At 39.0% G+C, this 25,598-nt stretch carries 22 protein-coding genes; 15 read left to right on the top strand and 7 right to left on the bottom strand.

Annotated elements, in window-relative coordinates:
* Positions 1-401: 401 nt before the first annotated feature.
* The 3 genes from ACT3CD_RS05495 to ACT3CD_RS05505 form a co-directional block, all read right to left on the bottom strand.
* A complete protein-coding gene (locus ACT3CD_RS05495; protein WP_444643700.1) occupies positions 402-1,100 on the bottom strand; it encodes a DUF3307 domain-containing protein in 699 nt (232 codons plus the stop codon).
* Positions 1,090-1,785 (bottom strand): hypothetical protein, encoded by a 696-nt coding sequence (locus ACT3CD_RS05500; protein WP_444643702.1) that lies wholly within the window; start codon positions 1,783-1,785, stop codon positions 1,090-1,092. The genes ACT3CD_RS05495 and ACT3CD_RS05500 overlap by 11 nt, the downstream gene beginning before the upstream one ends.
* A 500-nt stretch (positions 1,786-2,285) precedes the next feature.
* Positions 2,286-2,507 (bottom strand): helix-turn-helix transcriptional regulator, encoded by a 222-nt coding sequence (locus ACT3CD_RS05505; RefSeq protein ID WP_444643704.1) that lies wholly within the window; start codon positions 2,505-2,507, stop codon positions 2,286-2,288.
* 83 nt (positions 2,508-2,590) lie between these two features.
* Between ACT3CD_RS05505 and ACT3CD_RS05510 the strand changes: the two genes are divergently transcribed.
* On the top strand, positions 2,591-3,067 hold the full coding sequence (locus tag ACT3CD_RS05510; protein ID WP_444643706.1) for a hypothetical protein: 477 nt from the start codon (positions 2,591-2,593) through the stop codon (positions 3,065-3,067).
* A gap of 346 nt (positions 3,068-3,413) precedes the next feature.
* Here ACT3CD_RS05510 and ACT3CD_RS05515 read toward each other — a convergent pair whose 3' ends face one another.
* The 3 genes from ACT3CD_RS05515 to ACT3CD_RS05525 all read right to left on the bottom strand — a co-directional run bounded on the left by ACT3CD_RS05515 (position 3,414) and on the right by ACT3CD_RS05525 (position 9,301).
* Entirely contained in the window at positions 3,414-4,190 is a 777-nt protein-coding gene (locus ACT3CD_RS05515; protein ID WP_444643708.1) for a metallophosphoesterase, read from the bottom strand.
* A 1,453-nt stretch (positions 4,191-5,643) separates the two neighbouring features.
* Positions 5,644-7,047: a tRNA uridine-5-carboxymethylaminomethyl(34) synthesis GTPase MnmE gene (gene mnmE, locus ACT3CD_RS05520; RefSeq protein WP_444643710.1), complete on the bottom strand. Its 1,404-nt coding sequence runs from the start codon at positions 7,045-7,047 to the stop codon at positions 5,644-5,646.
* Between the two features lie 274 nt (positions 7,048-7,321).
* A complete protein-coding gene (locus tag ACT3CD_RS05525) occupies positions 7,322-9,301 on the bottom strand; it encodes a methyl-accepting chemotaxis protein (RefSeq protein WP_444643712.1) in 1,980 nt (659 codons plus the stop codon).
* Between the two features lie 459 nt (positions 9,302-9,760).
* On the opposite strand from ACT3CD_RS05525, the gene sucD reads away from it, so the two are divergent.
* The 13 genes from sucD (at position 9,761) to buk (ending at position 23,865) form a co-directional block, all read left to right on the top strand.
* Positions 9,761-10,633: a succinate--CoA ligase subunit alpha gene (gene sucD, locus ACT3CD_RS05530; protein WP_444643714.1), complete on the top strand. Its 873-nt coding sequence runs from the start codon at positions 9,761-9,763 to the stop codon at positions 10,631-10,633.
* Positions 10,634-10,904: 271 nt separating this feature from the next.
* The gene (locus tag ACT3CD_RS05535; RefSeq protein WP_444643716.1) at positions 10,905-11,645 is read left to right on the top strand and encodes an SIR2 family NAD-dependent protein deacylase; all 741 of its coding nucleotides are present in this window, start codon (positions 10,905-10,907) and stop codon (positions 11,643-11,645) included.
* Positions 11,646-11,952: 307 nt separating this feature from the next.
* Positions 11,953-12,699 carry a 3-oxoacyl-[acyl-carrier-protein] reductase gene (fabG, locus tag ACT3CD_RS05540; RefSeq protein ID WP_444643718.1) on the top strand — a complete coding sequence of 249 codons (747 nt, stop codon included), beginning with the start codon at positions 11,953-11,955 and terminating at the stop codon, positions 12,697-12,699.
* Positions 12,700-12,931: 232 nt separating this feature from the next.
* On the top strand, positions 12,932-13,978 hold the full coding sequence (locus ACT3CD_RS05545) for a DUF6340 family protein (RefSeq protein WP_444643720.1): 1,047 nt from the start codon (positions 12,932-12,934) through the stop codon (positions 13,976-13,978).
* A complete protein-coding gene (gene dacB, locus ACT3CD_RS05550) occupies positions 13,938-15,392 on the top strand; it encodes a D-alanyl-D-alanine carboxypeptidase/D-alanyl-D-alanine endopeptidase (protein WP_444643722.1) in 1,455 nt (484 codons plus the stop codon). Before ACT3CD_RS05545 ends, dacB begins: the two co-directional genes overlap by 41 nt.
* A gap of 33 nt (positions 15,393-15,425) precedes the next feature.
* A complete protein-coding gene (locus ACT3CD_RS05555; RefSeq protein ID WP_444643724.1) occupies positions 15,426-16,241 on the top strand; it encodes an amidohydrolase in 816 nt (271 codons plus the stop codon).
* A gap of 180 nt (positions 16,242-16,421) precedes the next feature.
* A complete protein-coding gene (locus ACT3CD_RS05560; protein ID WP_444643726.1) occupies positions 16,422-16,709 on the top strand; it encodes a hypothetical protein in 288 nt (95 codons plus the stop codon).
* 60 nt (positions 16,710-16,769) lie between these two features.
* Positions 16,770-17,441 carry a TonB family protein gene (locus ACT3CD_RS05565; protein ID WP_444643728.1) on the top strand — a complete coding sequence of 224 codons (672 nt, stop codon included), beginning with the start codon at positions 16,770-16,772 and terminating at the stop codon, positions 17,439-17,441.
* A 425-nt stretch (positions 17,442-17,866) separates the two neighbouring features.
* A complete protein-coding gene (gene pta, locus ACT3CD_RS05570; protein WP_444643730.1) occupies positions 17,867-18,874 on the top strand; it encodes a phosphate acetyltransferase in 1,008 nt (335 codons plus the stop codon).
* Positions 18,875-19,048: 174 nt separating this feature from the next.
* Positions 19,049-20,008, top strand: coding sequence for a 3-hydroxyacyl-CoA dehydrogenase family protein (locus ACT3CD_RS05575; RefSeq protein ID WP_444643732.1), 960 nt, complete (start codon positions 19,049-19,051; stop codon positions 20,006-20,008).
* Between the two features lie 295 nt (positions 20,009-20,303).
* A complete protein-coding gene (locus ACT3CD_RS05580) occupies positions 20,304-21,521 on the top strand; it encodes an acetate/propionate family kinase (protein ID WP_444643734.1) in 1,218 nt (405 codons plus the stop codon).
* Positions 21,522-21,625: 104 nt separating this feature from the next.
* Positions 21,626-22,522, top strand: coding sequence for a bifunctional enoyl-CoA hydratase/phosphate acetyltransferase (locus ACT3CD_RS05585; protein ID WP_444643736.1), 897 nt, complete (start codon positions 21,626-21,628; stop codon positions 22,520-22,522).
* A gap of 275 nt (positions 22,523-22,797) precedes the next feature.
* Positions 22,798-23,865: a butyrate kinase gene (buk, locus tag ACT3CD_RS05590; protein WP_444643738.1), complete on the top strand. Its 1,068-nt coding sequence runs from the start codon at positions 22,798-22,800 to the stop codon at positions 23,863-23,865.
* 95 nt (positions 23,866-23,960) lie between these two features.
* On the opposite strand, the gene ACT3CD_RS05595 is transcribed toward buk, so the two are convergent.
* Positions 23,961-24,419 (bottom strand): hypothetical protein, encoded by a 459-nt coding sequence (locus ACT3CD_RS05595; RefSeq protein ID WP_444643739.1) that lies wholly within the window; start codon positions 24,417-24,419, stop codon positions 23,961-23,963.
* A gap of 455 nt (positions 24,420-24,874) precedes the next feature.
* Between ACT3CD_RS05595 and ACT3CD_RS05600 the strand changes: the two genes are divergently transcribed.
* Positions 24,875-25,549 (top strand): Crp/Fnr family transcriptional regulator, encoded by a 675-nt coding sequence (locus ACT3CD_RS05600; RefSeq protein ID WP_444643741.1) that lies wholly within the window; start codon positions 24,875-24,877, stop codon positions 25,547-25,549.
* The last annotated feature ends 49 nt before the right edge of the window (positions 25,550-25,598 follow it).

A 25,598-nucleotide genomic window follows, 5' to 3' on the forward strand; every position in this document is an offset into this window, starting at 1 on the left:
TTGTTGAAATGTAAAATTACTTAATTTCTTGAGAGATAAAACAAATTTACTTTCAATAACGTGCAGCAGTGCAGGCGCGACGTGGTCTGATCATATCGATATTGCGTTGTCACTATTTTTACCCGGGGAGGCACGAACAGCGCCTTTCTGTGTCGAATTTGTGTGATGAAATGAGCCATGTGAATGAATTCACACACAGGAGGATGATTGTCTTGTCGAGTTCCATATGGCGACTGAGAGACAAATTATAAACATATGAAACGAGCCATGGGAATTGTTTTACACACAGGGGGATAATTAGTTAGGCGAGTTCCATATGACAACTGAAAAACGAATTATAAACATATGAAATTTTTATCAGTAAAAATACCGATAGATGATTGTTATCGGTAAAATTGCCGTTACTGACATGCAAATTGGGTGATTAGGATTCCTGCAAGTGCGGCAAATCCAAAACTTAATAAGGTTCCAATTAGTACATATTCACTTTTTTGTGTGTCGTTGAGCCTTAATATTGATTTTGCGGCTAAAATTAAACCCACTGCAGCAAATTCGCCTATCAATATCAAGGCAAGTACCAGCAACCGTTCTACTATGCCAATTAATTTGCCGGCATTTGGTAAACTCTCACCAGTTGAATCTGAGATTTGTATTTTAAATACACTGAGCAAATTACCTATAATTATATTGGTTGGTTTGGTGATGAAAATAAAACCTGCAATTGTGGCTATGGTCTTTATTTTTAAGTTTATCAAAAAATCTATTTCTCCCCAATAAGCATAGGCATATGCAACAATAATTATTAGTATTAAGTGGATTGCCTGATCGATAAAAAAGAAGTTTTTTGAAGAGTACTTTAATTGAAGTGCGCTTTTGGCAATATCAGTTAGTAGGTGAAGCAGCATTAATATGATAGCGGCTTTCCAGAAGTTTAAATCCATTGATATGATGAAATTTAGCACACCAACAATGGCTACATGATAAATATGATACCATGTAATTGCTTTTCTGCTTTTTTTATCTGATATCGATTGAGATTGAAAAATAAAGTCAGATAACAAATGGGCTATGAATAATAAGAGAATTAATTTAATGAGCATGCTGGAAATAGTTTTCAAAATAGTTAACAGCTTTTTCGATTGATAACCAACCGGCAGCTGTGGAATGTTGGCTAATGGTTGATTGGTATTTATGTAATTTGGATGCTATTCTTTTTTCGGAAAGGCCAAGCAATTTTAAGTAGATTACTTCACTTTGTTTTGCTGAGAACCGGGTAAATATGGTATCAAGTAAGGATAAAATAATATCAAATTCATTTTGTAATTTTTCATTGGAACTACAAAAATACATTGTGTTTTTAATGACTACTTTTTGCTTGTTGGAAGTAGAGAAATTTTTAATTGTTCTTCCTGACAGATAAATCGCTTCACCATCAATAATTCCTTTTTGAGGATTGAAAGTTTCCAGTGGGGCAACTGCGATTGCTAACCTGATACCATGCTCGTTGAAATATCGTAATCTCGATTTATCTTTTTTATCGACATCATAGGAAAGGGATTTAACGAAAGCTTTTAATATAAGTGCAATACGAAGTGAAGGGGTGGGGGTGTCCATTGCAAATTCTATATAATCGCCTTGCACAAGCCTTCCAAAGAAATTTTCTTCTTTGTATAATTCTTTCAATTCATCGATAAGTTGATGAATGGATTGTTCTAATTCTCTTTTTTCATACTCATTTAAAGATGTATATGAAATTACATCTGCCGAAATGGTTGCACGATACATAATTGTCGATATTTATCGGTAAATATACACATAAATGACTTTTATCGGTTAAAATGCCGTTAAATAATTTTTGTTTTGATGCGGAAAGCAAATATACCATAAAATCAATAACTTATGAAGACAGGGTGTAAGTGGGATACAATATGATTCAATTGCGTATTGAAGTCTCGGAAAATACTTTGATCTATTGATGGTATGACACTTACGTCAACGATATAATTTTTGCATAAGGCCAATAACAATTCCATCTGGTCGGTTTGGTTAATTTTCCAGCTTTTTGGAGCGATCTCCCAAAGTCAACCTTCCGGTATTAATCCTTAAATAAAAAAGGAAAAGGCGGTTGGAACGATAGTTTTTTGTTGACACAGGTATGGTAAAAGTCTGGAAACGGTCAGGGAAATTCTTGACAGACTCCTTATCCTAAGTAAATTCATATTCGCCATCGTCTGTCTCAACCAGCAAGCCTGCATAAACATCCTGATAGTATATGTTTGCTTTTCTCATGATTCACCATTTTCTGAAGATGCCTGAATAGGGATTGGTCCCATTTCATGACCAAACATTGCCAATACCTGATTGACCTTTTCCACGTTCAGGTTGGTTTTGCCCTGTTCTATCTTGCGAATAACGGTCAGTGCCACACCCGCTTTTTCAGCAAACTCCTCCTGGGTTAGGTTCACCTCCTTTCTGCGTTGCTTTACAAAGTTAGCTAATTGATTCATTATATGTTTTTGAATATAATCACATCAAATCTAGTGAGATTATATGTTATAAGATATAGTTGTCGCTTTTATGTTTATTTTATATGTATTTGAATTTAAAAACAGAGTTTGCCGTCATTAGGAACTATGCCCTTATTGCAATGTTTTTTGCAGCTTGTTCATCAGATGATGATGATAAAATAAATTTAGACCCAAACGTCTCCGACAGTGAGGTGGAAGATATAAGCGGAGGCGTCTATTTTAGTTCTTCTTTAGCTGGAGAGTACATTTTTAGAATCAATTTAAAAAATGGAGATGATGCTATTACTTGTGATATGTTTCATTATGATGAATATATAGAACTGTCTTCAGCAGAAACAACCTGGCAGCCAGGCGAAATTCTGAACAACCTTAAATTTTCTAATTCTACTAATGATATAAAACTTATTCTTTTTCTTGATGAAGATGGGGAAGGAGAAGCACAAATTTTTGTTGAAAATGAAGAATTTGAAGTTGTATTATTTAAATCAACTTCAAAACAACCAGTAAAAATTTATACTGGATTAAGTATTTCTAAATAAAATATATAAAGATGGCGTACCAAATTCATCTTATACAGCTCAATTTGTACTGATTATTAAAAATGAATTATATTTTGCAGGACAAAAAATTATAGATAAAAATGATGTTGATCAAAATTACTATTATACTCCACAAATGACAAATTTTATAGAAATAAACACCTCTGAAATTACTTTTATAAATCCAGATTTACCTGACGAGATCGAATATTGGAGTTGGCAAAGAATCGCTTCTTATAATGACAGTAAAATATACAGTTATTTACTTGACGAAAATAATTCTGAATTTATTCTTTCTTTGAAACGTCGATTCACAGAATAAAAAATACAAATTGAAAACAGCGATCTAAAGGTCGCTGTTTTCAATTTCAATAATAGCGGTATTCCGATAATTAGAATGCTCCTCCAGATGTACATACCCTAATTGATTCGTCACCAATTTTGTCCCTTTTATTTCTGTCTCCGGCATATTTACATGGTGATGCCCATAAATCCATAAATCAATATTATTATCAGCAATAAAATCATAATTCTCGGAGACAAAAGCAGTATTAATTATTGAGTTTTTGAACTGCTCCGGATTACAACGCTGTGTTGGAATATGGTGTGTGACCACAATTTTTTTTTCAGCAGTAGAATTTTTAATTTCATATCTTAAAAAGTCAAGGCTTTCTTCATGTAGCCTGTTGAAATCAGCACTTTTTAATTGTTTCCCCTTATGCCTTATTTTGTGAAAATCATTAATACTTTGCTCAATAATCAAAGATTTACTATTCGGAATACGTGACCAAAATAGGGTGAAAAAGAAATCAATACCCTCGATATTAAGCACCTTGTTATTCACTAAAAAAACATTTTTTCTCAGCGGCTCAAATACAGGATGATCCAATATTTGGACATCCTTTCCGGTATAAAACTCGTGATTCCCAGGGATATAGTAAGCCGCCTCAAAATTGTCGGAAACATAATCGAAGAACCAATGCTTAAAATGCCTTTTACCCCAATAGGTTATGTCTCCGGCCAGAACCAAAATATCACCAATTGGTTTGATCGGATTTTCATGCAGAAACTTTGAGTTTTGTGCAAATTCTAAATGTAAATCAGAACAATACTGAATCTTCATAAAGAGGCAGAACAATTTTATAAATAAGATCAAATATAGTGTTTAAAGATTTGTGAGGGACGGACTAGAAACAAAAAAAAAACTGGATAATAGTGAAAGGTACTACTGAAAGATATCGATTTTTTGGAATATTTAATAAATATGATGGATAATCTGGTGATACTGGTTCTTGTTGGAATTCGGGGGCCATTAACTAGTTTGGAGAACGAAGTTGGCTGTTTTCCTGACGAGCAATAGAATCTGGCCAATTGAAATTAAAATGATTTATAGGTTTCCCAAAGCTCCATATTTGCACAATCAAAGCAGTTACTTAATTGTAAATCCGAATATTTTTGTCGTAGGTCTTCAAGGTCCAGGTATCTTCTTCAGGAGGATGACGGATAGGGTTGAGTGCTGCCAGGGTATTGTTGCGGTTCACTATGTTTTAAAATTTGAAAGGTGGACGGCAGATTGTCTTGAAATGTTTATTTGAAGCATGACGTTTAAGCGTTAACTTTTTGGTCATAAAGCCCCCGGCATAACCGCTAAGACCTGACAGTAAAACGAATTGATCATCAAAGTTAAATAGTTCAATAGTTTTATTATTGAGTATTATTTTATCATTTGGATCTAATAACCTATTTTCTATATGTACAAATATCTCTGATCAGCTTATCGGTTGGCGGAACGTAGATATGGTGAATCTCCGGATTCATCTTTGGCGGATTAAAAAACGAGTGGTAGGTAAATTTGCATTTGGGCTTTGGTCTGTTTGGCAGGCAGAGTCACCGATGGTGATAATCAAATATTTTTGCTTGTCCATTGCGATCAGTTTTTATGACTCTTTATTTTTATAAAGGTAGCAATGAGGGGTACCAAAGGATGAAGGATGGTGCGGCTTTATGAAGAAAAGGACACCGCCTTTAGTCGAATAAAAGAACAATAGTCTTAGTAAGATAATATCAATATTGTTCTTAAGAAGCACTTTCATTGTTTTGGGAAAACAAACTCCAGTTGGGCATTATTCTGGCATTTGTTATAACGGACTAAAGAGAAACTATTTTGCTGTTCGCTCTTTTTTGATTGTTTTTCTACGATAAATAAAGCTATAGCTCAAAAAAATAGGTACAATAGGAAAAATGCCGAAGGGTTACGGAGGATCACTCTGGGTGGCAGAACTTAGGTATGAATTTTATTCTAGGCTTTACTAACTCACAATGGGTGGTAATGCTCCGTTTTATTCAGCTTTTTTTTATTTTTAAATTTGAATTATCTAAAAAAATGAGGAACGGCTAGCAATACGCATGGCGAATAAAGCGGACAAACACAGCTTTCCCTTTGTGGAATTTGTGGGGAGAGATTAAGGTTGACTACCAGCCAATTTTTTTTACGAATTTATGTGCTTTTGTAACGTCGGTAGCTATTGGATACTACTAAGTAAAAGTTGTTAATAAGAAGGTTGAAAATTGGATTCTTACTTTCCGATACAAAAATTCTTAAAAATATTTCCAAGGACTTCATCTGTCGATATTTGTCCTGTTATAGTTCCAAGATGATGCAGCACTTCGCGAATATCTTGTGCCAGGAAATCGCCTGAGATACCCGACGCGAGTCCTTCTTTAACACGAACAATTCCTTCGAGGGCGTTGGTGAGTGCTTCATGGTGGCGCGCATTGGTGACCACGACCTCATTGTTGTCTATGGCATGCAGGCTTATAGTTTTAAGCAGTTCGTTGGTTAACTGATCCATATTGATTTGCTTCCTGGCGGATATGGTAACGATGGAACTGTTTTGGGTGGGCTTAGGCATGGCCGTAATGGCAAAGGATTGAGGCTGGTCTATCAAATCAATCTTATTTACAACCACAATAAGATGTTGACGGTCTGCGTCTATCTTCGACCTGACATTATTAATGGCATCGTTTATTTTTTGCTGGCTGTCGGTGGCATCTACCAACAGAAGAACGATAGCAGCCTGTGACATTTTGCTGTAGGTGAGTTTGATGCCCAAATTTTCAATTTTGTCGGCTGTGGTACGTATGCCCGCCGTGTCGATAAACCGGAAAGTGACACCGCCTATGTTGATGGTGTCTTCGATGGCATCGCGTGTGGTGCCATGAATTTCGGAGACAATGGCGCGTTCTTCGTTTAACAGGGCATTGAGGAGTGTGCTTTTACCGGCATTGGTATGGCCCACAATCGCAACCGGGATTCCGTTTTTAATGGCATTGCCCAGTGAGAAGGAGCTAATTAAACGTGATAGATGTGCTTCTATCTCATTCACCAGTTTGGTGAGCTCATCGCGATTGGCAAATTCTACGTCTTCCTCGCTAAAGTCAAGCTCCAGTTCAATGAGTGATATAAACCACAGCAATCGTTCCCGCAGGGTTGACAGTTCAGAGGAGAAGCCACCACGCATTTGCTGCAGTGCGACTCGTCGTGCGGCTTCGTTTTCGCTGGCTATTAAGTCGGCTACAGCTTCGGCCTGACTCAAGTCCATCTTCCCATTCAGGAAAGCTCTTTGCGTAAATTCACCCGGCCGGGCCAAACGGGCGCCTTTTTTAACCAATAGCTGAAGCAGTTGTTGTTGAATATATGGAGCGCCGTGGCAGGCTATCTCAATAATATTTTCACCGGTGAAGGAGTGGGGCGCTTTGAAAATTGTCACCAGCACTTCATCCAGATCTTTATCGTTGTCGTAAATCGTCCCAAAATGAGTGGAGTTAGCATTTTGTGCATGCAGCTTTTTAGCCTTTCCGGCAGGCCTGAACACTTTATCACCTATTTCAAACGCCTTGTCACCCGCCATTCGGATAACAGCAATAGCCCCCATACCCGGTGCAGTCGATATCGCGCAAATGGTATCCTCAGTCATCATAATTTACCTTCTTTGCGGCAAAGTTACTATTTTTCTATAAGCTGTATTTTAATGGTGTCGTTTATTATGGTAATTTGCTGCTGAATGGGCATTGTTCATAAGTCGTGCCTGAAAAGCAAAATTTCTTTTTTTTGTCTTTGGAAGATACCGTCAAAGAAAGGACTTTATTTATTTTAATGGTGTTGATGAGCTCCTTGTCAGTCGGTTCGAATGTCTTGGAACCAAGAAACTGACGAACGAAGTAAAGGCAGAGGCAAATCTGTCGCTGCAAATTTTATGACAAGCATAACGAAGTATCTGACTTTACAGACAAATCAGGTTTCGATTCGTACACCGAGAGGTCTTCCAGCGGGGCCGGATTTTGTTTTATTGGTATTTCATTGAACATAGATTCTTCTGTTTGATAAAATTCCAATAACTCATGTAAATATTGCGATTGTTTACCCAGCCTCGCAGCTTCGTCGGTTAACTCTTCAGCCAGCAGAGAGCTCTGTTGTGTATGATGATTCAGATCCTGAATAGATTGATTGACCTGCGTTATTTCATGATTTTGCAAATACGCCGCTTCAGCAAATACTTGTAACATTTCTATGGATTTGTTGATGGCACTACCCACTAATTGTATGTTTTCGATCGTGTCGGCAGCACTTGAGCGTCCATGAGCCGTTATAGCTGTCATCTCTTCCGCGGTGGCTTTTACCCGCTCTGATAATTCGCGCATGTTACGTGCTATGACCGAGAAGCCTCTGGCTTTGTTGCCCGAACGTGCTGCTTCAATTGAGGCATTTAGAGATAAGATATAGGTTTGTGAGGCCAGTAGTGTGATATTGTCGGTTTTGGCCATTAGTTGCTGAGTCATCTCCATTGTTTCTTTGGTTTGTGACAGGTGTTGATGAATAATGGTGCCCGCATTTTGAATTTCTTTAACAGCATCTCCAGCTTTCATGGCATTACCGGTCGATAGGCTGGCCATTTCTTCTATCGATGCCGATATCTCCTCTGTGTTAACAGCTTGTGTTGTTCCGGAATGACTTAGTTTAACGCTTTTTTGATGTAGCTTGTTAATCAGAATGTCGATGGTTTCGGCCATCTTACGCAGGTTTTCTACCAGCGCTTTGGTCTTTTCCTGTCCCGATCGTACGACGTTGGTTAGTTGTCCTATTTCATCGTTGCGTGCAAGTTGTTCGATGTCGGGAAATAATCCTTTTTCCTGCATGCTCATAATATGGGTAAGATAAACAATGGGTGTTGATAACGAACGACTTATAAATACTGACAAGCGGACGCCGGCGCCGATAATAAGGCCTAAAAAGATCCACCATGTTATTTGAGCTCTTTGTGTCTGTTGCTGGTACGACACGGCTTCTCCCGTTGCAAATTCTTCCGTTTTGTTGGCCAATTCAACTAGCAGTTCTAAGCCTTTTTTTGTCTCGTCGTGGTCGGTCAGGAAACTACTGCTTTTGTAACTATTGCTGAGTTGTTTAACCGCTTCTTTACATTTTAGAGTAAGTGACTCTATCGCTTTCAACGATTCAAGGTCGTATTGCTTGGTAGTCATTGGACGAATGGTTGATACATTGCGATAAATAATATTCATACGGTCGGGAACCGAATCCAATAATTCATAGTCATGGTTATAATTGGCTTCTCCAATGGTCGATTTTATCTGCTCGGTTACCGATACTATTTCGCTCATCATACTAACTTTATCTACCCTTCGTTTGATGATGTAATCGGCTTCATTTTTATCGATGTCAGCCTTTAATTTTTTGTACTGAAGATTAAGGTATTTGTTGCTGTAAGCCTGTAGGTTGCGACTGGCGGAATCGAGTCGCTGGTAGTTGTTGTTAATGTTTCCAATGGCCGATTGTATTAGATTCGACTGGTTACTGTAGCGGTTTATTTCTTTTTCAATATCGTTTACCAATGATTTATTGTCCGTCGAAGCTGTTTGTTTTAACGAATCCATTAAAAGAAGAGTGCGTTGTAAATGATGTTCAGATATTTTATAATAATCGGTATCTTTATGAATGGTATAACTTCTCATGTAGAAGATAGATTGTTGCCAGGCTGATTCAAGGTTGTTGACCAGTGCCACTGAAGGTATAAGCTTTTGATGCATGATTTTTGCCGATTGGTTTATACGGATCAGTGCAACCATAACAACGCCTCCGCCAATTAAAAAAAGAAATATCAATGCGGCATAACTTAGCAGTAACTTTTTTTTTATAGGTAGTGAATTCCAGTGTTTCATTTGTTGAGGTTTAGTTTGACCGCGAATGTAAACATGGAAGACTGTTTTTCTGTTAAATTAATATTAAGGAAGCCTTATTTTTGCAGGCAGCCCTAAAACAAGAGAGGTTGATAGTATCAGCAAAAAAGTGCTTAAAAAGAAAAGTTCAGTTTTAGGATTTGCAATTTCTGAAAAATTTGAGCTTACTGTTGTTAATGGCTATTTTGAAAGCAAGCGTGATGAAAAATTGTATTTTTCACTGAGGCTATATAAGGCTTAAGTTTGTTGATCGATGTTGAACTTTTGTTTTTGCTGTCTGTTAAATTGTTTTGTGCCTGTCAATCATAGACAGGTGTTTTAGCTCGAAATTTCAATTCCAGGCTTGCTGGTTTGAAAGTGGTGTGTTTACTTGTGTAAATGACACTTTTTTTGCTACTATTATTTAATTTTCTAAATCATAAACTGTTAATCACATTTTTTATGAGCGTATTAATTGATGAGAATTCCAAGGTCATCGTGCAGGGATTTACGGGTGCCGAAGGAACTTTCCATGCTAGTCAGATGATTGAGTATGGCACAAAGGTCGTTGGTGGTGTTACACCCGGTAAAGGTGGTACCACTCATTTGGACCTGCCGGTTTTTCATACGGTGACAGAGGCGATTGGAGCAACAGGAGCCGATGTGTCTGTCATTTTTGTGCCGCCGGCCTATGCTGCCGACGCTATTATGGAAGCTGCTGATGCCGGTATTGCATTAATTATTTGTATCACTGAAGGCATTCCGGTCGCAGATATGGTCAAGGTTAAATCCTTTTTGGGATGTCGTCCTACCCGGTTAATTGGTCCTAATTGTCCGGGGGTTATTACACCGGGTAAAATAAAAGTGGGTATCATGCCTGGTTTTATTCATCAACAGGGTTCTGTTGGTGTGGTTAGCCGTTCGGGCACGCTGACCTACGAAGCCGTCGACCAGCTTACAAAATTAGGTCTGGGCCAATCGTCCTGTATTGGTATCGGTGGCGATCCTATCATTGGAACCACAACGTTGGATGCCGTTCGCTTGTTGATGGATGATCCCGGCACCAAGGGTATTGTTATGATTGGTGAAATTGGAGGGGATATGGAAACAGAGGCTGCACGTTGGATTAAAAAACATGCTACCAAACCGGTTGTTGGCTTCATAGCAGGTCAAACAGCCCCTCCCGGACGACGTATGGGACATGCTGGTGCCATTATTGGAGGTAAAGATGATACAGCAGAGGCCAAAATGGCCATAATGAGAGAATGTGGCATTCATGTGGTGGAAAGTCCTGCCGATATTGGCATTACCATGAAAAAGGCGCTGGTTGATTAAGCGTTTTTTAATAGTATTTTAGGTTGGACGATCATTCATAATTCATTTTGTCTTTTTTGCGTTTTGGAAAGGGCAAAGCTGCTGATGTTTAAGTCAATTTCGGTTTATAGGGAGGCACGTTGCGAGTAGTTGTATTGGGCGGCTTTGCCCTTTGATGAAGGTCATGATAGTGCACAATACAGAATTTTTTCATGTGTAAGGGGATTAATCTGTAGGTTCATGTTTATCTCTTTTTTGTACCTTTGAGATAAATTATAAGATATAGATCCTCATGGATGAATCAAGTGTTAAAAAGGCGGCAGAAATTATTTTGTCCGCCAAATCGTGCATCGCATTTACAGGTGCCGGGGTGTCCGTCGAAAGTGGTATTCCACCTTTTAGAGGCGAAAATAGTTTGTGGAATCGGTACGATCCTAAAGTGTTGGATTTGAATTTTTTTAAGGCGTCACCCGAAGTATCATGGCCTGTTATCAAGGAGATATTCTACGATTTTTTTGGATTGGCTAAACCTAATAAGGCACACAAGGTGCTGGCGCGCATGGAGCAAGCAGGCATGCTGAAGTGTGTGGTAACACAAAATATTGATAATCTGCATCAGGATGCAGGATCAAAAGAGGTGTATGAGTTTCATGGTAACTTGCAACGCATTATTTGTACGCGATGCGATTATAGAGTTATGGCACCCGACGCCGATTTTTCAAAATTGCCTTTGATGTGTCCCAAATGTGGAGGCTTATTGAAACCTGATTTTGTTTTTTTTGGTGAGCAAATCCCTGTTGAAGCCTATGAGAAAAGTGTAGTTGCAGCTCGACAAGCCGATGTCTGCCTTATTGTTGGAAGCACCGGGGAGGTGATGCCGGCAGCTATTATTCCGTCCGAAGCGAAACGAAATAAGGCTGTCGTCATTGAAATTAACCCGGATGAATCCCATTTTACAGGAAATATCACCGATATCCATCTAAAGGGCAAGGCCGGTGAAGTATTTTCAGAACTGGAGAAGTTTCTCTTTTAATTTTTGGGATGGGTGGCTGAGGCCATGATGAAGACCTCAAAGATTTTTTTGGCGCCACCGTTAATCGTTATTTCCTGTAAGCCCGAAAAGGAATGTTACAGATAAGAAGTTTTTTTTTGAGATTTTTTCACGTTTCCTTTTTTAAGCTTGTTCTGGTCATGCAGGAGAAGTTGTTGAGTTGTTCAATATCCATTTTTTTCTAACTTTGTTTTGCTTTTGTTAAGCATGTTAAATGAGTTCTGATTGTGTAACTGATTGGAAATCTATTTTGTAAGAATACAAAGTAACTTTAAAATTCTAAATTAAGATGAAATTATTAGAAGGAAAAACAGCTGTTATTACCGGTGCTGCTCGCGGAATTGGTAAGGCTATCGCACTGCGTTTTGCTGCCGAAGGCTGTAATATTGCTTTTACCGATTTGGTAATTAATGAAGCTGCCCAGGAAACTGAAAAGGAAATTGCTGCTTTAGGAGTTAAAGTTAAAGGATTTGCTTCTAATGCTGCTAATTATGACGATACCCACAAAGTTGTGGCCGATATTGTTAAAGAATTTGGTCGTATTGACGTGTTGGTTAATAATGCTGGTATTACCAAAGATGGCGCGTTAAAACGTATGACCGAAGATCAGTGGGATGCTGTTATTGCTGTTAACCTTAAATCTGTTTTTAACTTTACAAAGGCTGTTCAACCTGTGATGTGGAAACAGGCTGGTGGTAGTGTTATCAACATGAGTTCGGTGGTTGGGGTTTCAGGAAATGCCAATCAATGTAATTATTCTGCCTCAAAGGCCGGTATCATTGGTTTTACCAAATCGGCTGCCAAAGAGATGGGGGTGCGCGGTATTCGACATAATGCTGTGGCACCCGGTTTTATTATTACTGATATGACAGGGGCTTTACCCGAGGATGTAAGAAAAGCCTGGGAATCTCAAATACCTATGCGTCGGGGCGGTACTCCTGATGATGTGGCTAATACCTGCGTGTTTCTGGCCTCTGATTTGTCGTCGTATGTTACTGGCCAGGTTATTCATGTGTGTGGCGGAATGAATATGTAATAGGCTTAAATTGTTTTATAATCCCTGTATCTATTCTGATATGGGGATTTTTTTTACCTTAAAGCATTCCTTCAAAATGGCATAATAGACGAAATTTATTTATCTTTAAAGCATTGGTTTGTTTAAAAAAACGCCTGTCCATTGAGTCGGGAGTTTGAAGCGTAACGCAGAAGTTGGATTTTATAAACAGACTTTTTGATGTATTGTACCTATTATGTTAATATTTGACGATATGAAGCGTGTTTCTTTTAAGCATATATATTTTGTATTAGTTATATCCACTGTTTTTTCCTCCTGTTCGTCTTTTTCAACCATCCCTATTGAGGTGATGAAACCGGCAGGTTATTCGGTTGATCCCTCTATTGTGTCTGTGGTTGTCGTAAATAATACCTACCCATATCGAGCGGACAGTATTCATAAACTGGATCTGTTGGGAGAAAAGAGTTATCTCGACTCAACATACTTCGATAGTTTTGGCGCCGAAGCGGCTCGCATGTTGGCTAAAACACTAAATGAACGCGCTTTTTTTGATACCGTTTATTACTATCCCTATCCTGTTAACCGACCGGCTGATAGTATTCCTTATCCAACTCTTCATGCGGATACTTTGACCAAATTAATTGAAAAATATCAGGTACAGGCGGTTGTTTCCATCGAAAGCTATCGCTATAACAGCTCTATTAAGGTTGAAAAATTGTCCGATTATTATTATGTGTCGCAAGATGTAGCTGGAACCGCGTTTTGGAAAGTTTATGATAGGCATGGTCGTTTATTGGATGCTTACTTGCAGCGTGATTCTATTTTTTGGGATAACACAGAGCCTGTAAGCAAGGTGAAGATAACTATTCCTGAATTAAGTGAATCGCTCGATGCGCTGGCCGGCTTTATGGGCGAAAGATATACCGATCGTCTGGCTCCGCATTGGGACGTGGAACAACGTACTTTATTTGTGGGCGGCCACTATTTGTTTTCACGGGCAACTGATTTAGCAAAGGTCAATAGCTGGAATGAAGCGGCAAAAATTTGGTATTATGTATACGAACATGGTAATAAAAAGCAAAAAGCAATGGCAGCTCATAATATTGCCTTGTCATACGAAATGAGAAATAATTTTTCAGAAGCAATGGCATGGGCGGATGTGAGTCGTAATTTATTTGATAAACCTGGAGCTGTTAGTGCCGCCGGGATGTATAAAATACAGTCACAGCATTATTATCTTAGACTTAAAGAAAGAGAAGATGAAAAGGTTAAGCTTGAAAGTCAGTTGGGACCTTTATAGAAATGCGTATAGATTTTTGTTTCTCTTTCTGGGTCTTTCGGTAGCAAATGTTTTTGTTATTTTTTCTCAATCCGTAGAAACCACATTTCCAGAAGCTGCATTTTCTTTTTATGCAGTTGATTTAAACACAAATGAAACGTTGGTTGATGTTAACAGCCACAAGTGGATGGTGCCTGCCAGTTTGCTGAAAGTTGTAACTACGGCTTCAGCACTCAAAGTTCTTGGGCCTGATTATAAGTTTCAAACTGAATTTTATGCGAAGGGGGCGATCGTAAACGATACCTTAAATGGCGCACTAATCATAAAGGCCGGGGCCGATCCGACTCTGGGTTCCTCTTATTTTAGCACTTCTACACCCGAAACGTTTCTGGCTGAAGCAAAAAAAAAGCTCGATGGTGCAGGGATTAAAGGACTTAATGGAAAACTGATTGTTGATGTGTCTCGTTTACCAATGCCCGGATACCCATCGTCGCGTCTGTGGGAAGACATGTCTAATTATTACGGAGCACCTCCTTCGGCTCTTTCATGGCGCGATAACACTTTTACCATAACGCTTGAATCTCCTTTGCAGTCAGGCCTTTTATGCCGGGTAGTCTCAACATCCATACCCAATAGTGCGTTGAATTTTGACTGCTACGTAACCGCATCATCCATTAACCGCGACAGTGCTTACGTTTATGGCTATCCGGGACTTTCACACTGGTATATCACAGGCTCCATACCTGCTGGCGCCGATGAATTTGCTATTAAAGCGGCATTGCCCTTTCCGGAAAAAGTTTTTGCGCATGAATTTTTGTCTCTTTTTGAACATACTCAAAATGTGCGTGTTGTAGTAGAACAGCAGTCGGTAGATGCCGCACTGGCCAACCAAATATGGGTGTGGCAATCTGAACCGCTCAGTGAAATAATTAAAGTTGTTAATAACAAAAGCCTGAATTTGCCGGCCGACCATCTGTTTTTGGCCATGGCGGGCGATGATAGTGCCTCGCCATCAAGATGGGATAAAGCAAGTCTTGCTCTTAATAACTATTGGTTGAAGCAAGGTATTGATGAGCCGGTTCGGCTGCTCGATGGCTCTGGTTTGTCTACGGGAAACCGGGTGTCGGCTTATTATATCGTTGAAATATTGAAATTTATGAATGGGGTGCCTGATGGCGAAATTTTTAAACAATCGTTGCCAATAAGTGGGGTGTCAGGTACTTTACGTTACATGTGGCAATCGAAACCATATCGGGGCGCAATACAGGCCAAAAGTGGCTCTATGACCGGAATCGTTAATTATGCAGGTTATCTCACTACAAACAAACGGCGCAAGGTGGCATTTTGTATAATGCTCAATAATGTTAACGCATCCTCTTCTGTGATTAAAAAAGAAATTGAATTGGTCATTGCCAGATTTATTGACAAACATTAGATGGCAGGCTGAATATTGTAAACAGCGGCATTTATGAAAAACCAGCTACATAGTACCAGCAAAAAAAATCAAGCACTAAATATAACATTGGTTCAGTTTGATATTATATGGGAAAGTCATAAGGAAAATTTTCAGGCGATAGAAGATCTGCTCCAAACATCACAAGGTAATACGGATCTCATTATTTTGCCTGAAATGTTTAACACGGGCTTCTCAATGCAGCCTGCCCGCATTGCTGTGACGATGGATAGCGAGGGGGTGGAGTGGATGAAGCGTCTATCCACCCAATATAATGCTGTTGTAGCTGGAAGTATGGCTATTGCCGAAAATGATAAATATTTTAACCGGTTGTTGGTAGTCTATCCAAAAGGTGAAATTCATTTTTACGATAAACGGCATCTCTTTACAATTGCTGGCGAGCAAAACGTCTATTCTCCCGGCCAATCGCAATTGATGATTGAAGTGTACGGATGGAAAATCGCTTTTTTTGTTTGTTATGACCTTCGTTTTCCTGTCTGGAGTCGCAATACTTCCGGTTATGATTTAGCCGTTTATGTTGCGAATTGGCCGCTTTCGCGAATACAGACATGGGATTCGTTACTAATGGCCCGAGCCATCGAAAATCAGTGTTATGTGGTTGGTGTTAACAGAGTTGGAGTCGATCCGAAAGGAAATTCTTATCCGGGGCATTCAATGGTTATCGATTATAAAGGCCAAATGTTGTATGGCCCGGCTACGTCAGAGAACCAAACTATTAAAATTTCCTTAAATTTTAATGCCCTTAATTTATTTAAACAACAGTTTCCTTTTTGGCAGGATTCCGACCAATTTAAAATTGCTTTGAAATAGACATCGCTTTGTATTTTATAATAACCTTTTAGCTGCTATTACGTATTCTACGTACGAAAGCGTATTCAAATAATAGTTATGTCAAATAATGGTTTGTTAATGATTGTTACAAATAAATTTTTATGTAAAATGTGACTACATTTTCGAGTATGGTTAGCAACGTACTTTAATTTACTTTTTATGAAAAATTACAGAGTTAAGGTTAGACAGGAGAAGGCGGATTTTTTTGAGGAGTTGATGAGATATTTAGACTTCTGTGATTATGAACAAGTTGAAGGGTTTTCTGAGCCCAGAATTTACCCTGGGTTTGAAATGAGCTCCAAGGATAATCATCCAAAATATCCTACCAGGCAGCATGGTGCCAAAGGCACTGATAGTGCAGAGAGCAAAAGAGAGGTTATGGAAAATCTAAGGGAAGTAATGACACGTATTGAAGCACAGAGGGATAGAAACCGTAAGTCGCAATAGTTTTTATGATTGTGGTATAATTGTTGTACTTCGTTGGTAGTTAATTTAAACTATTTAGCCATGAAAACTGCAATTTTAATTCATTCTTTTATTGGTATCCGAAGGTTTAAATGGATTGTTTACTGGATTCTTTTTAGTGTGTCATCAGTTGTTTTTGTACAAGCTCAATCTAATGGTAATGATACGACCAATGTTTATGACAAGGTTGATAAATTGCCTAAGTTTAAAGGAAAACCTGCCAATGTGACTAAGTTTGTGGATCAACATATTGTATATCCCGATGAAGCCTGGCGAAAGCAAATCGAAGGGGTGGTTGTGGTTCAGGGTGTGGTTGCAAAAGATGGCTCACTTTTGAATCTGTCCATTAAAGAGTCGGTTGATCCATTACTTGATATGGAAGCCTTAAGAGTGGTTGAGATGATGACAACGTGGAAACCGGCGCAGGTAAATGGGGCTAATGTGAACTGTAATGTGGTGATTCCGGTTCGTTTTTCCTTGTCGCCTGCTGAACGTGAATTTGTGCAAACAATGAAGAAATATGGTCTTGACATTAATCCTCCACTTTATGTCTTAGATGACAAAGTGGTGATGTCACGAGTTCACATTCCTTCCTACAATATCAAATCCATTAGAGTTTTAAAAGGTGATGATGCGGTGAAACGTTTTGGGGAGGAAGCTAAAAATGGAGTGGTTATTATTGAGTCAAAGCGCGGAACCCCGCCTGTCCGATAATTGATAAATGAGCCTCATTTTGAGGCAGTACTCATATGTGGAGTTACTTAATATGGTACCATCTGTGAAATTTGGTACTTTTAATCAGTTCGACGCCATTTGGTTGATTATCAAATTAATTAAAGCTTTTTTTCTTTATTTGAAAAGGGAGGATTATTCCTCCTTTTTTCTTATTTTATTCTTATTTTCTATACTTTTGTGCTGTTGTTTAATGATAGAAAAGGTGCAAAGACCATTTGTGGGTTTGTTTTTCTCCGTTTTTTATTTGATTTATTTCAACTACCCCCAAATTTATAATAATAATCTGGTGTGCTGTTCAAAGTTGTTTTTGCATGGCTCTTTAAATGCGAATGGAAGACAATCGTTTGTATTATAGTTAAGATGAATTTAAATTATCTAATTAAATTATTAATATATAAGTGTATATGAATTTTTTGGAACAACTTAAGGAAAAAGTAAAGCTGTCGAAACAGCGTATTGTGTTGTCTGAAGGGCTTGAGGAGAGAACTCTTAAAGCAGCTGATATTGTGCTGGAAGAAGGTTTCGCTGACATCGTATTAATTGGCAATGCGGATGCTATTAAAAAGGAAGCAGCGCATTTGCAATTGAAAAATATCCATAAGGCGATGATCGTGGATCCGGAAAATCATCCCAAAAAAGAACAATACCGAGATTTGTTGTTTTCCTTGAGAAAAAACAAGGGATTAACCCTTGAACAAGCTGACGAGCTCGTGAAAAATCCATTGTATTTATCAGTATTAATGATTAAAAGCGGTGATGCAGACGGCGAAGTGGCAGGTGCTGAAAATGCAACTGGTGATGTGTTGAGGCCTGCTTTTCAAATTGTTAAAACAGTACCTGGTATTAGTGTGGTGTCAGGTGCTTTTATTATGGTGCTTAAGGATAAGCAGTGGGGTGATAATGGCGTTATGGTGTTTGCCGATTGTGCTGTTCACCCAGATCCTGATGCCAATCAATTGGCGGACATTGCTTTGGCTTCGGCAGCTACAGCCCGTAACATCGCCGGCATAGAGCCGCGTGTTGGCATGTTAAGTTTTTCCACTAAAGGCAGTGCAAAGCATCCTTTTGTCGATAAGGTTGTGGAAGCAACTGCTATAGCTAAATCGAAACAGCCTGAGCTTCAAATTGAAGGTGAACTTCAGCTTGATGCGGCTATTGTTCCCGCTATTGGAGCCAAAAAAGCACCAGGTAGCAAAATTGCCGGGCATGCCAATGTTTTAGTATTCCCTGATTTGCAAGCCGGAAATATAGGTTATAAATTAGTTCAACGTCTGGCTGATGCTCAAGCTATAGGTCCTGTTCTTCAGGGTATGGCTGCGCCTATTAACGACCTTTCACGTGGTTGCTCGGTAAGCGATATTGTCAATATGATCGCAATTACGGCAAATCAGGCAGCTGGCACTTTTAACTAGTACCAGTCGATAAAGTTGAGCTATAATAAAGTCCGGTTTTTGAGCTATTATTGCTCTTAAATTGGTCTTTTACGAAAGTGAATTTTATGCTTGCAGGGAAGCATGCTCTGAATTTGAACTTGCTGGCTCAAACTCTAAATATATTTGATTTAAAATTTTTATAAAGAAATTAAGATGGCAGAAATAGTGGTGGAACCCATTGAGAAATATGGCCTCAACAAAAGAAAACAAGCCAAAACTTTGTTTTCGCGTATTGGGGTTGTGGGCTGTGGCAAAGAGGGGCAAAGTATTGCCCGTATTGCTGCCTGGCATGGGCTCGAGGTTGTTTTTGTAGAATTAAGTCACGATAAAATTGAATTAGCGATCGATAATATAGGTCGTGAATTGGATAATAGAATTGAGAACTGGGGACTGACTCAAAGTGAAAAAAGAGCTATCATGGGTCGAATCCGCGGTTCGCTAGACTATAAAGATTTGGCTGGTTGCGATTTTGTTATTGAAGCGATTCGTTCTGACGATAATACGGGCGTTCGTAGCCTGGATAGTCGTAAGCAGGTATTCAGAGATGTGGAAGCTATTGTGGAACGCGATACCATTATTGCCACCAATGCAACGACGATTGTGATATCTGAGTTGGCAGCTGAATTACAATATCCTGACCGATGTGTTAGTTTACACTTTTTTGTGACTTCTGCCGAAGCGCGTATTGTTGAAGTAGTACGTGGCTTATACACAACCGACGCGGTTTATAATAAGGTTAGTACGTTTGTGAAGCTTATTAACCGCGATGCCATTCATGTTGAGGAGTCAGCTGGTTTAATCAGTGTTCGTTTATATGTTGTTCTTCTAAATGAGGCTTGCGAAGCGCTGATGGAAGGCGTGGCCAAACTGGAAGATATCGATAAAACAATGGTGGTTGGTTTAGGTATGCGTTTTGGTCCTTTCAGACATGCTGATCTTATCGGACTTAATAAGGTCGTTCGTTGGATGGATAATCTATATGAAGAGTTTGGTGATCCTAAATATAAACCTTCGCCACTTCTTAAACGTCTGGTTCGTGCCAAACATTTCGGGATTCAATCGGGGGCAGGATTTTATCGTTACGACGATAATGGTAAAATTATAACTGAATAAAAGACGATCTGACATTTTGATGAGACGTTTTTATGGGTTGAGTGGTGTTTGTTTCATCGATTATAATTTGAAAGAGCGGGAAATGAAGAAAAAGACGTTTTCTTGCTGGTACTAAATATGAAGAAATGAATCGGTTTTCGATGGATGATATTCAATAATATCGTTAACGGAATGTTTCACACAACCTTTAAACAAAATTATACGGATATAACAATGCGGTTTGTAAAAAATGCGAATATCGATAAAATTGCAGACGTAGCATTTGATCCGATTTTAATAAACAAATTATTTACGGATGAAAATATTGGTTCTAAATTGTGGCAGTTCTTCCATAAAATATCAGCTTTTCGATATGAATGGCCAATCATCGCATGTGACGGCGAAGGGTGGTATTGAAAAAATCGGGCTGAAAGGATCCTTTCTTAAGCACACGAAAGAATCGGGCGAAAAGGTGTTGCTCGAAGGTGAAATACTTGATCACGAAACAGGTATTGATTATATCCTGGGGGTTTTAACCAGTGATAAACACGGTTGTATTACCGACCTGGAAGATATTGACGCAGTGGGCCATCGTGTTGTACATGGTGGTGAAGCTTTTAACTCCAGTGTGTTTATTACCGACGAGGTAATTTCCAAGATGGAAGAATGTATCGACCTGGCACCACTTCATAATCCTCCAAACCTTAAGGGTATCAAGGCTATAACTGACTTATTGCCTCATGTCCCTCAGGTGGCTGTTTTCGATACGGCTTTTCATCAAACGATGCCTATGCATGCATATATGTATGCCATCCCTTATTCTTTGTATAAAAAATATGGCGTGCGTCGTTATGGTTTTCATGGTACCAGTCACCGTTATGTTTCACAACGAGCTTGTGAAATTTTGGGCGTAGACTATTCTAAGCAACGTATCATTTCCTGCCATCTGGGTAATGGTGCTTCAATTACAGCCATAAAAAATGGCCAGTCTATTGATACATCCATGGGTTTTACGCCGGTGGAAGGGTTGATGATGGGAACCCGTTGTGGTGATTTAGATGTGGGCGCAGCAACTTATATTATGGATAAGGAAGTAATTGGGACTCGTTCGGCCAGTGTGCTGTTTAATAAACAGAGTGGAATGCTTGGCGTAACAGGTATCTCTTCTGATATGCGCGAGGTAGAAGACGCTGTTAAAAAAGGAGATGAAATGGCTATTATGGCCATGAAAATGTATTCGTATCGGATTCGTAAGTACATCGGTAGCTATGCGGCTGCTATGGGAGGCGTTGATGTCTTGATTTTTACCGGTGGTATTGGCGAAAACGACACTCAAACACGTATTGATGTCTGCGAAGGACTTCAGTTTATTGGTGTAGAGGTGGATGCTTCTAAAAATGAAAATTTAAGAGGCGAGGAACAAGTAATCAGCGTTGATGATGCAAAAGTTAGCGTTATGGTTGTTCCAACCGACGAGGAGTTTGTGATTGCACAGGATACCATGCAAATAGTTGAAGGTTTAATCAAAAAATAACAGAACTTTATTAAAGTTCTGCGGCGATTGAACAAGCCGGTTACCGTAACAGTTGTATATTTGTTTTACAATTGTTACAGCCACCGGCTTTTATTTTATACTGAATGTTTAAGAAACTTGACGAGTTACAAAAATTAATTGATACGTCTAAGCCCCGCAAACGGTTGGCTTTGGCAGTATCGCACGATCGCTATTCGCTCGAAGCTGTTCATAAAGCTTTTACGAATGGAATTATCGAGCCGGTTTTAATTGGTTCGGAGAAAGATACGGCTGAAATGGCCAAAGAGTTGGGACTTAATTTTTACGGTGCCAGTTTTATTGATGAGCCTGTGCCTGATCGTGCTGTCGAGCTTGCCGTTCGTATGGTTCACGATGGACGGGCCGATATTCTCATGAAAGGTAAGGTGGCAACTCCGGTTATTCTGAAAGCGGTGCTCAATAAAGAGTGGGGGTTGCGTTCTGGACACCTTCTTTCGCATCTGTCGATTTTCGAGGTTGACACTTATCATAAGTTGATTGGCGTCACAGATGTGGCTATGAATATTGCCCCGTCACTGAAAGATAAAATTGCAATTATTAATAATTCGGTTGCGTATTTTAATAAAATTGGAATTGAAAGACCAAAAGTGGCTGTGCTAGGGGCCATTGAAATGGTTAACGAAAATATGCAGGCCACGCTTGACGCGGCCCTGTTAAGTAAAATGAACCAGCGCGATCAGATTGTTAACTGTATTGTTGATGGGCCACTGGCGTTTGATAATGCTATAAGTACTAAAAGTGCCCTGAATAAAGGTATTAAAAGCGAGGTGGCAGGCGATACTGATATTCTTTTAATGCCTGATATTGAAGTGGGTAATGTGCTTTACAAAAGCCTGGTATGGTTCGCTAAGGCTAAGGTCGCTTCATTGGTACTTGGAGCTGCCGCACCTATTGTAGTGACCTCACGCTCCGATTCGGATGATAGTAAGTATTACAGCATTCTGATGGCAGCTTTAGGGTAAGTTTTACTCTTTTTTTAATTTCAATTATAGTTAGTGCTTGCAAGAGAAGTCCAGCTAATGAATTATTCTTATGCTTAAAATAATCATTTTAAAAGCAAACGTAACGAAAAAGTTGAATCTGGTTATTGGTTGTTGATGGCATGTGGTCAAGAATAATATTCCTATTATTGTATAAATAAAGGCATGGTAAGCTATGTTTGAAATTTTGCATTTGTGCAAACCTTATCGTAATAATTGTGAAATATCCAAATTCAAACTTTAAATAAATATACTCTATGTTGAAAGTTTTAGTCATAAACCCAGGTTCCACATCAACTAAAATCGCTGTTTATGAGGATAGCAAAGTTTTGTTATTAAAAACGTTAAGGCATTTTTCGCAAGAGATTGATCAATTTAAGAATATTCCCTCTCAGTTTGAATTTCGTCGAGAGGCGATACTAAAAGAATTGGAAACGGCTGATATTGATATTAATGAATTAAAAGGTGTAATCGGTCGTGGGGGGTTGGTTCGTCCCATTGAATCGGGGGTTTATGAGGTGAATGACGCTTTACGAACCGATTTAATTAACGGCATAATGGGACAGCATGCCAGTAATTTGGGAGGTTTGATTGCTCATGATATTGCCAAAGGAATAGATGGCTGTCGTGCTTTTATTGCCGATCCGGTAGTCGTTGATGAATTGGAAGAGGTGGCCCGTATAACGGGGCATCCACTGATGCCTCGCGAATCGAAGTTTCATGCATTAAATCAAAAAGCGGTGGCTCGTAAGTTCGCGGCTTCCATTGAACAGCCCTACGAGGCGTTGAATTTAATTGTAGCACATTTGGGGGGCGGTATTTCGGTAGGTGCTCATCGTAAAGGGCGAATTATTGATGTTAATAATGCATTAGATGGCTTTGGTCCTTTTGCGCCGGAGAGAGCTGGTACGGTACCGGCTGGCCGACTGATTGATGTTTGCTACAGCGGTAAATATACCATCGAAGAGGTGAAAGCTATGATTACCGGGAAAGGGGGCCTTGTGGCTCATCTGGGAACGAATCAGGCTCATATTGTGGCCGAATGGGCCAATGCGGGTAACGAAAAAGCACGTCTGATTTTATATGCCATGGCGTATCAGGTGGCTAAAGCGGTTGGCGCTCAATGGGCCGTTCTCAAAGGCGAGGTCGATGGCATTATTTTAACCGGAGGAATGGCTCAAAATAAAATGGTTGTGGGCTTTATACGTGAGCATATTAACTGTTTTGGCAAAATCACAATATACCCTGGCGAGGATGAAATGGAAGCCTTGAATATGAATGCTCTGGAAGTTTTAAAGGGTGAGAGGACCTGTAAGATCTATTAACCATTTTTCCGTTGATTTGAATTTTGTAGGAATAGATAGTACATTACTTGCCTATTATGTCAGGCGTTTAGATAAAAATGGTATAGCTATTTGACTTAATCAGATCCACTTTGTTTAACTCTCAAAGGCTGGTTTGGTTCTGTACCTTTTATTTGTTGTAAATAAAGGTTTAAACCGGATAGAATCAGTAGAGTTAAAGATAAAAGGGGAAGTTTACTTTCAAATGGCAATAGACTTGCAGGGACATTGGGATGTAGGTGTATATATATGGCTAACACCATGATTGGAAAAACCATGATATAACCGATGTAGAAAAGCTGGTTGCCTAAATTTGGAGGGAATTTTTTCCAGAAATATAAAAGGCTATAGAGTAATATCCCGGTTAAAATTTCACTCGACTGATCAATTATAAAACTTAGGTGTGGAAAAGGAAGTCCACTTTTTTCTATCTGAATCGTAAACATTGTCTTAAAAGGATCGCTAAATTTTAGCAATCCGGGAATGAGGAGAAAAAATGCCACAATGCTGGTGATTGTTTTTTGTAAGTTGGTCATTGTGTTGTTTTTTAGTTGTGTGTAAATATTTATGAAAGTAACGAAATCAGTAATATTCTTAGACTGATATTATACAGCTGAAAACCAGGTGCTTTTCAGTAGAGTTGTCTTTTTTTAATGAGGATATTTGACTTTCAATGCTGCAAATTTATTACATTTTAATGAAGAATATATGAATCAAAAGTTCGGATATATGGATGATTAGTTCATCTATGTGAATCTTATATTATGCATCTATTAAACAAGTTGGTGATATCTGTTGCTTTTAATAGAAGATGATATTCGCCAATACTGCCAGAAACTTTGGCAGCAGACTAGGAAGCTGCATTTTTAAGGCTTGCGATGATTGAAAAATGTGAGTTTCCTGATGTAAATAACTATTTTTCGAGAGATCGTAACGAAATTTTTCTTTTGCTGACATTGTTCATCAGCGTAAATGGATATACTGAATTAGTATGACTGATACCATAGAATTACTGAAGCATACGCTTCTTTTTAGGGGTATTGAGGCGTCTGATTTAATCGAATTACTTCAGAATAACTCGATAATGACGAAGGAATATCCCGCTGAACAAATTTTGGTGACGGCGGGAGAAATTTGCCGTTCGCTTCAAGTGGTGCTGAAAGGTTCGGTACGGGGAGAGATGCTTGACGCCTCAGGTAAAATCCTAAAGATTGAAGATATTAGCCCTGGACGTCCTTTGGCGGTCGCATTTTTATTTGGAGCCAAAAATTATTATCCGGTTTCTATAACAACCAATGAGCCGACGCTGATGGCTGTTATTTCACGTGAGTTGGTATTAACCATGATGCAGCAAAATGTCCGTTTCTTAGTTAACTATCTAAATGCCGTCTCTAACCGGGCTCAATTTTTGTCTGATAAGTTGTCGTTTTTATCGTTTAGAAGTATTAAAAGCAAACTGGCCAATTATATTTTAAACCTGAATCAGGTAAATGAATGGGTAGTATTGCCGGTCCCTCATTCGGTGTTGGCTAATTTGTTTGGTGTAGCGCGACCTTCTTTGAGCCGGGCACTGCGCGAAATGCATAATGCACGTGTTCTTGAGGTGAATGGGAAAATGGTGAAAATTGTTGACCGTCAACGATTGGTTAATTATTTGAATGAGTGATTTTAACTCTTTTAAGAAAAGTTCAATATGAAAAAAGACAGAAAACATT

The sequence above is a fragment of the Geofilum sp. OHC36d9 genome, assembly GCF_052400685.1.
GTDB lineage: Bacteria > Bacteroidota > Bacteroidia > Bacteroidales > Marinilabiliaceae > CAZHHH01.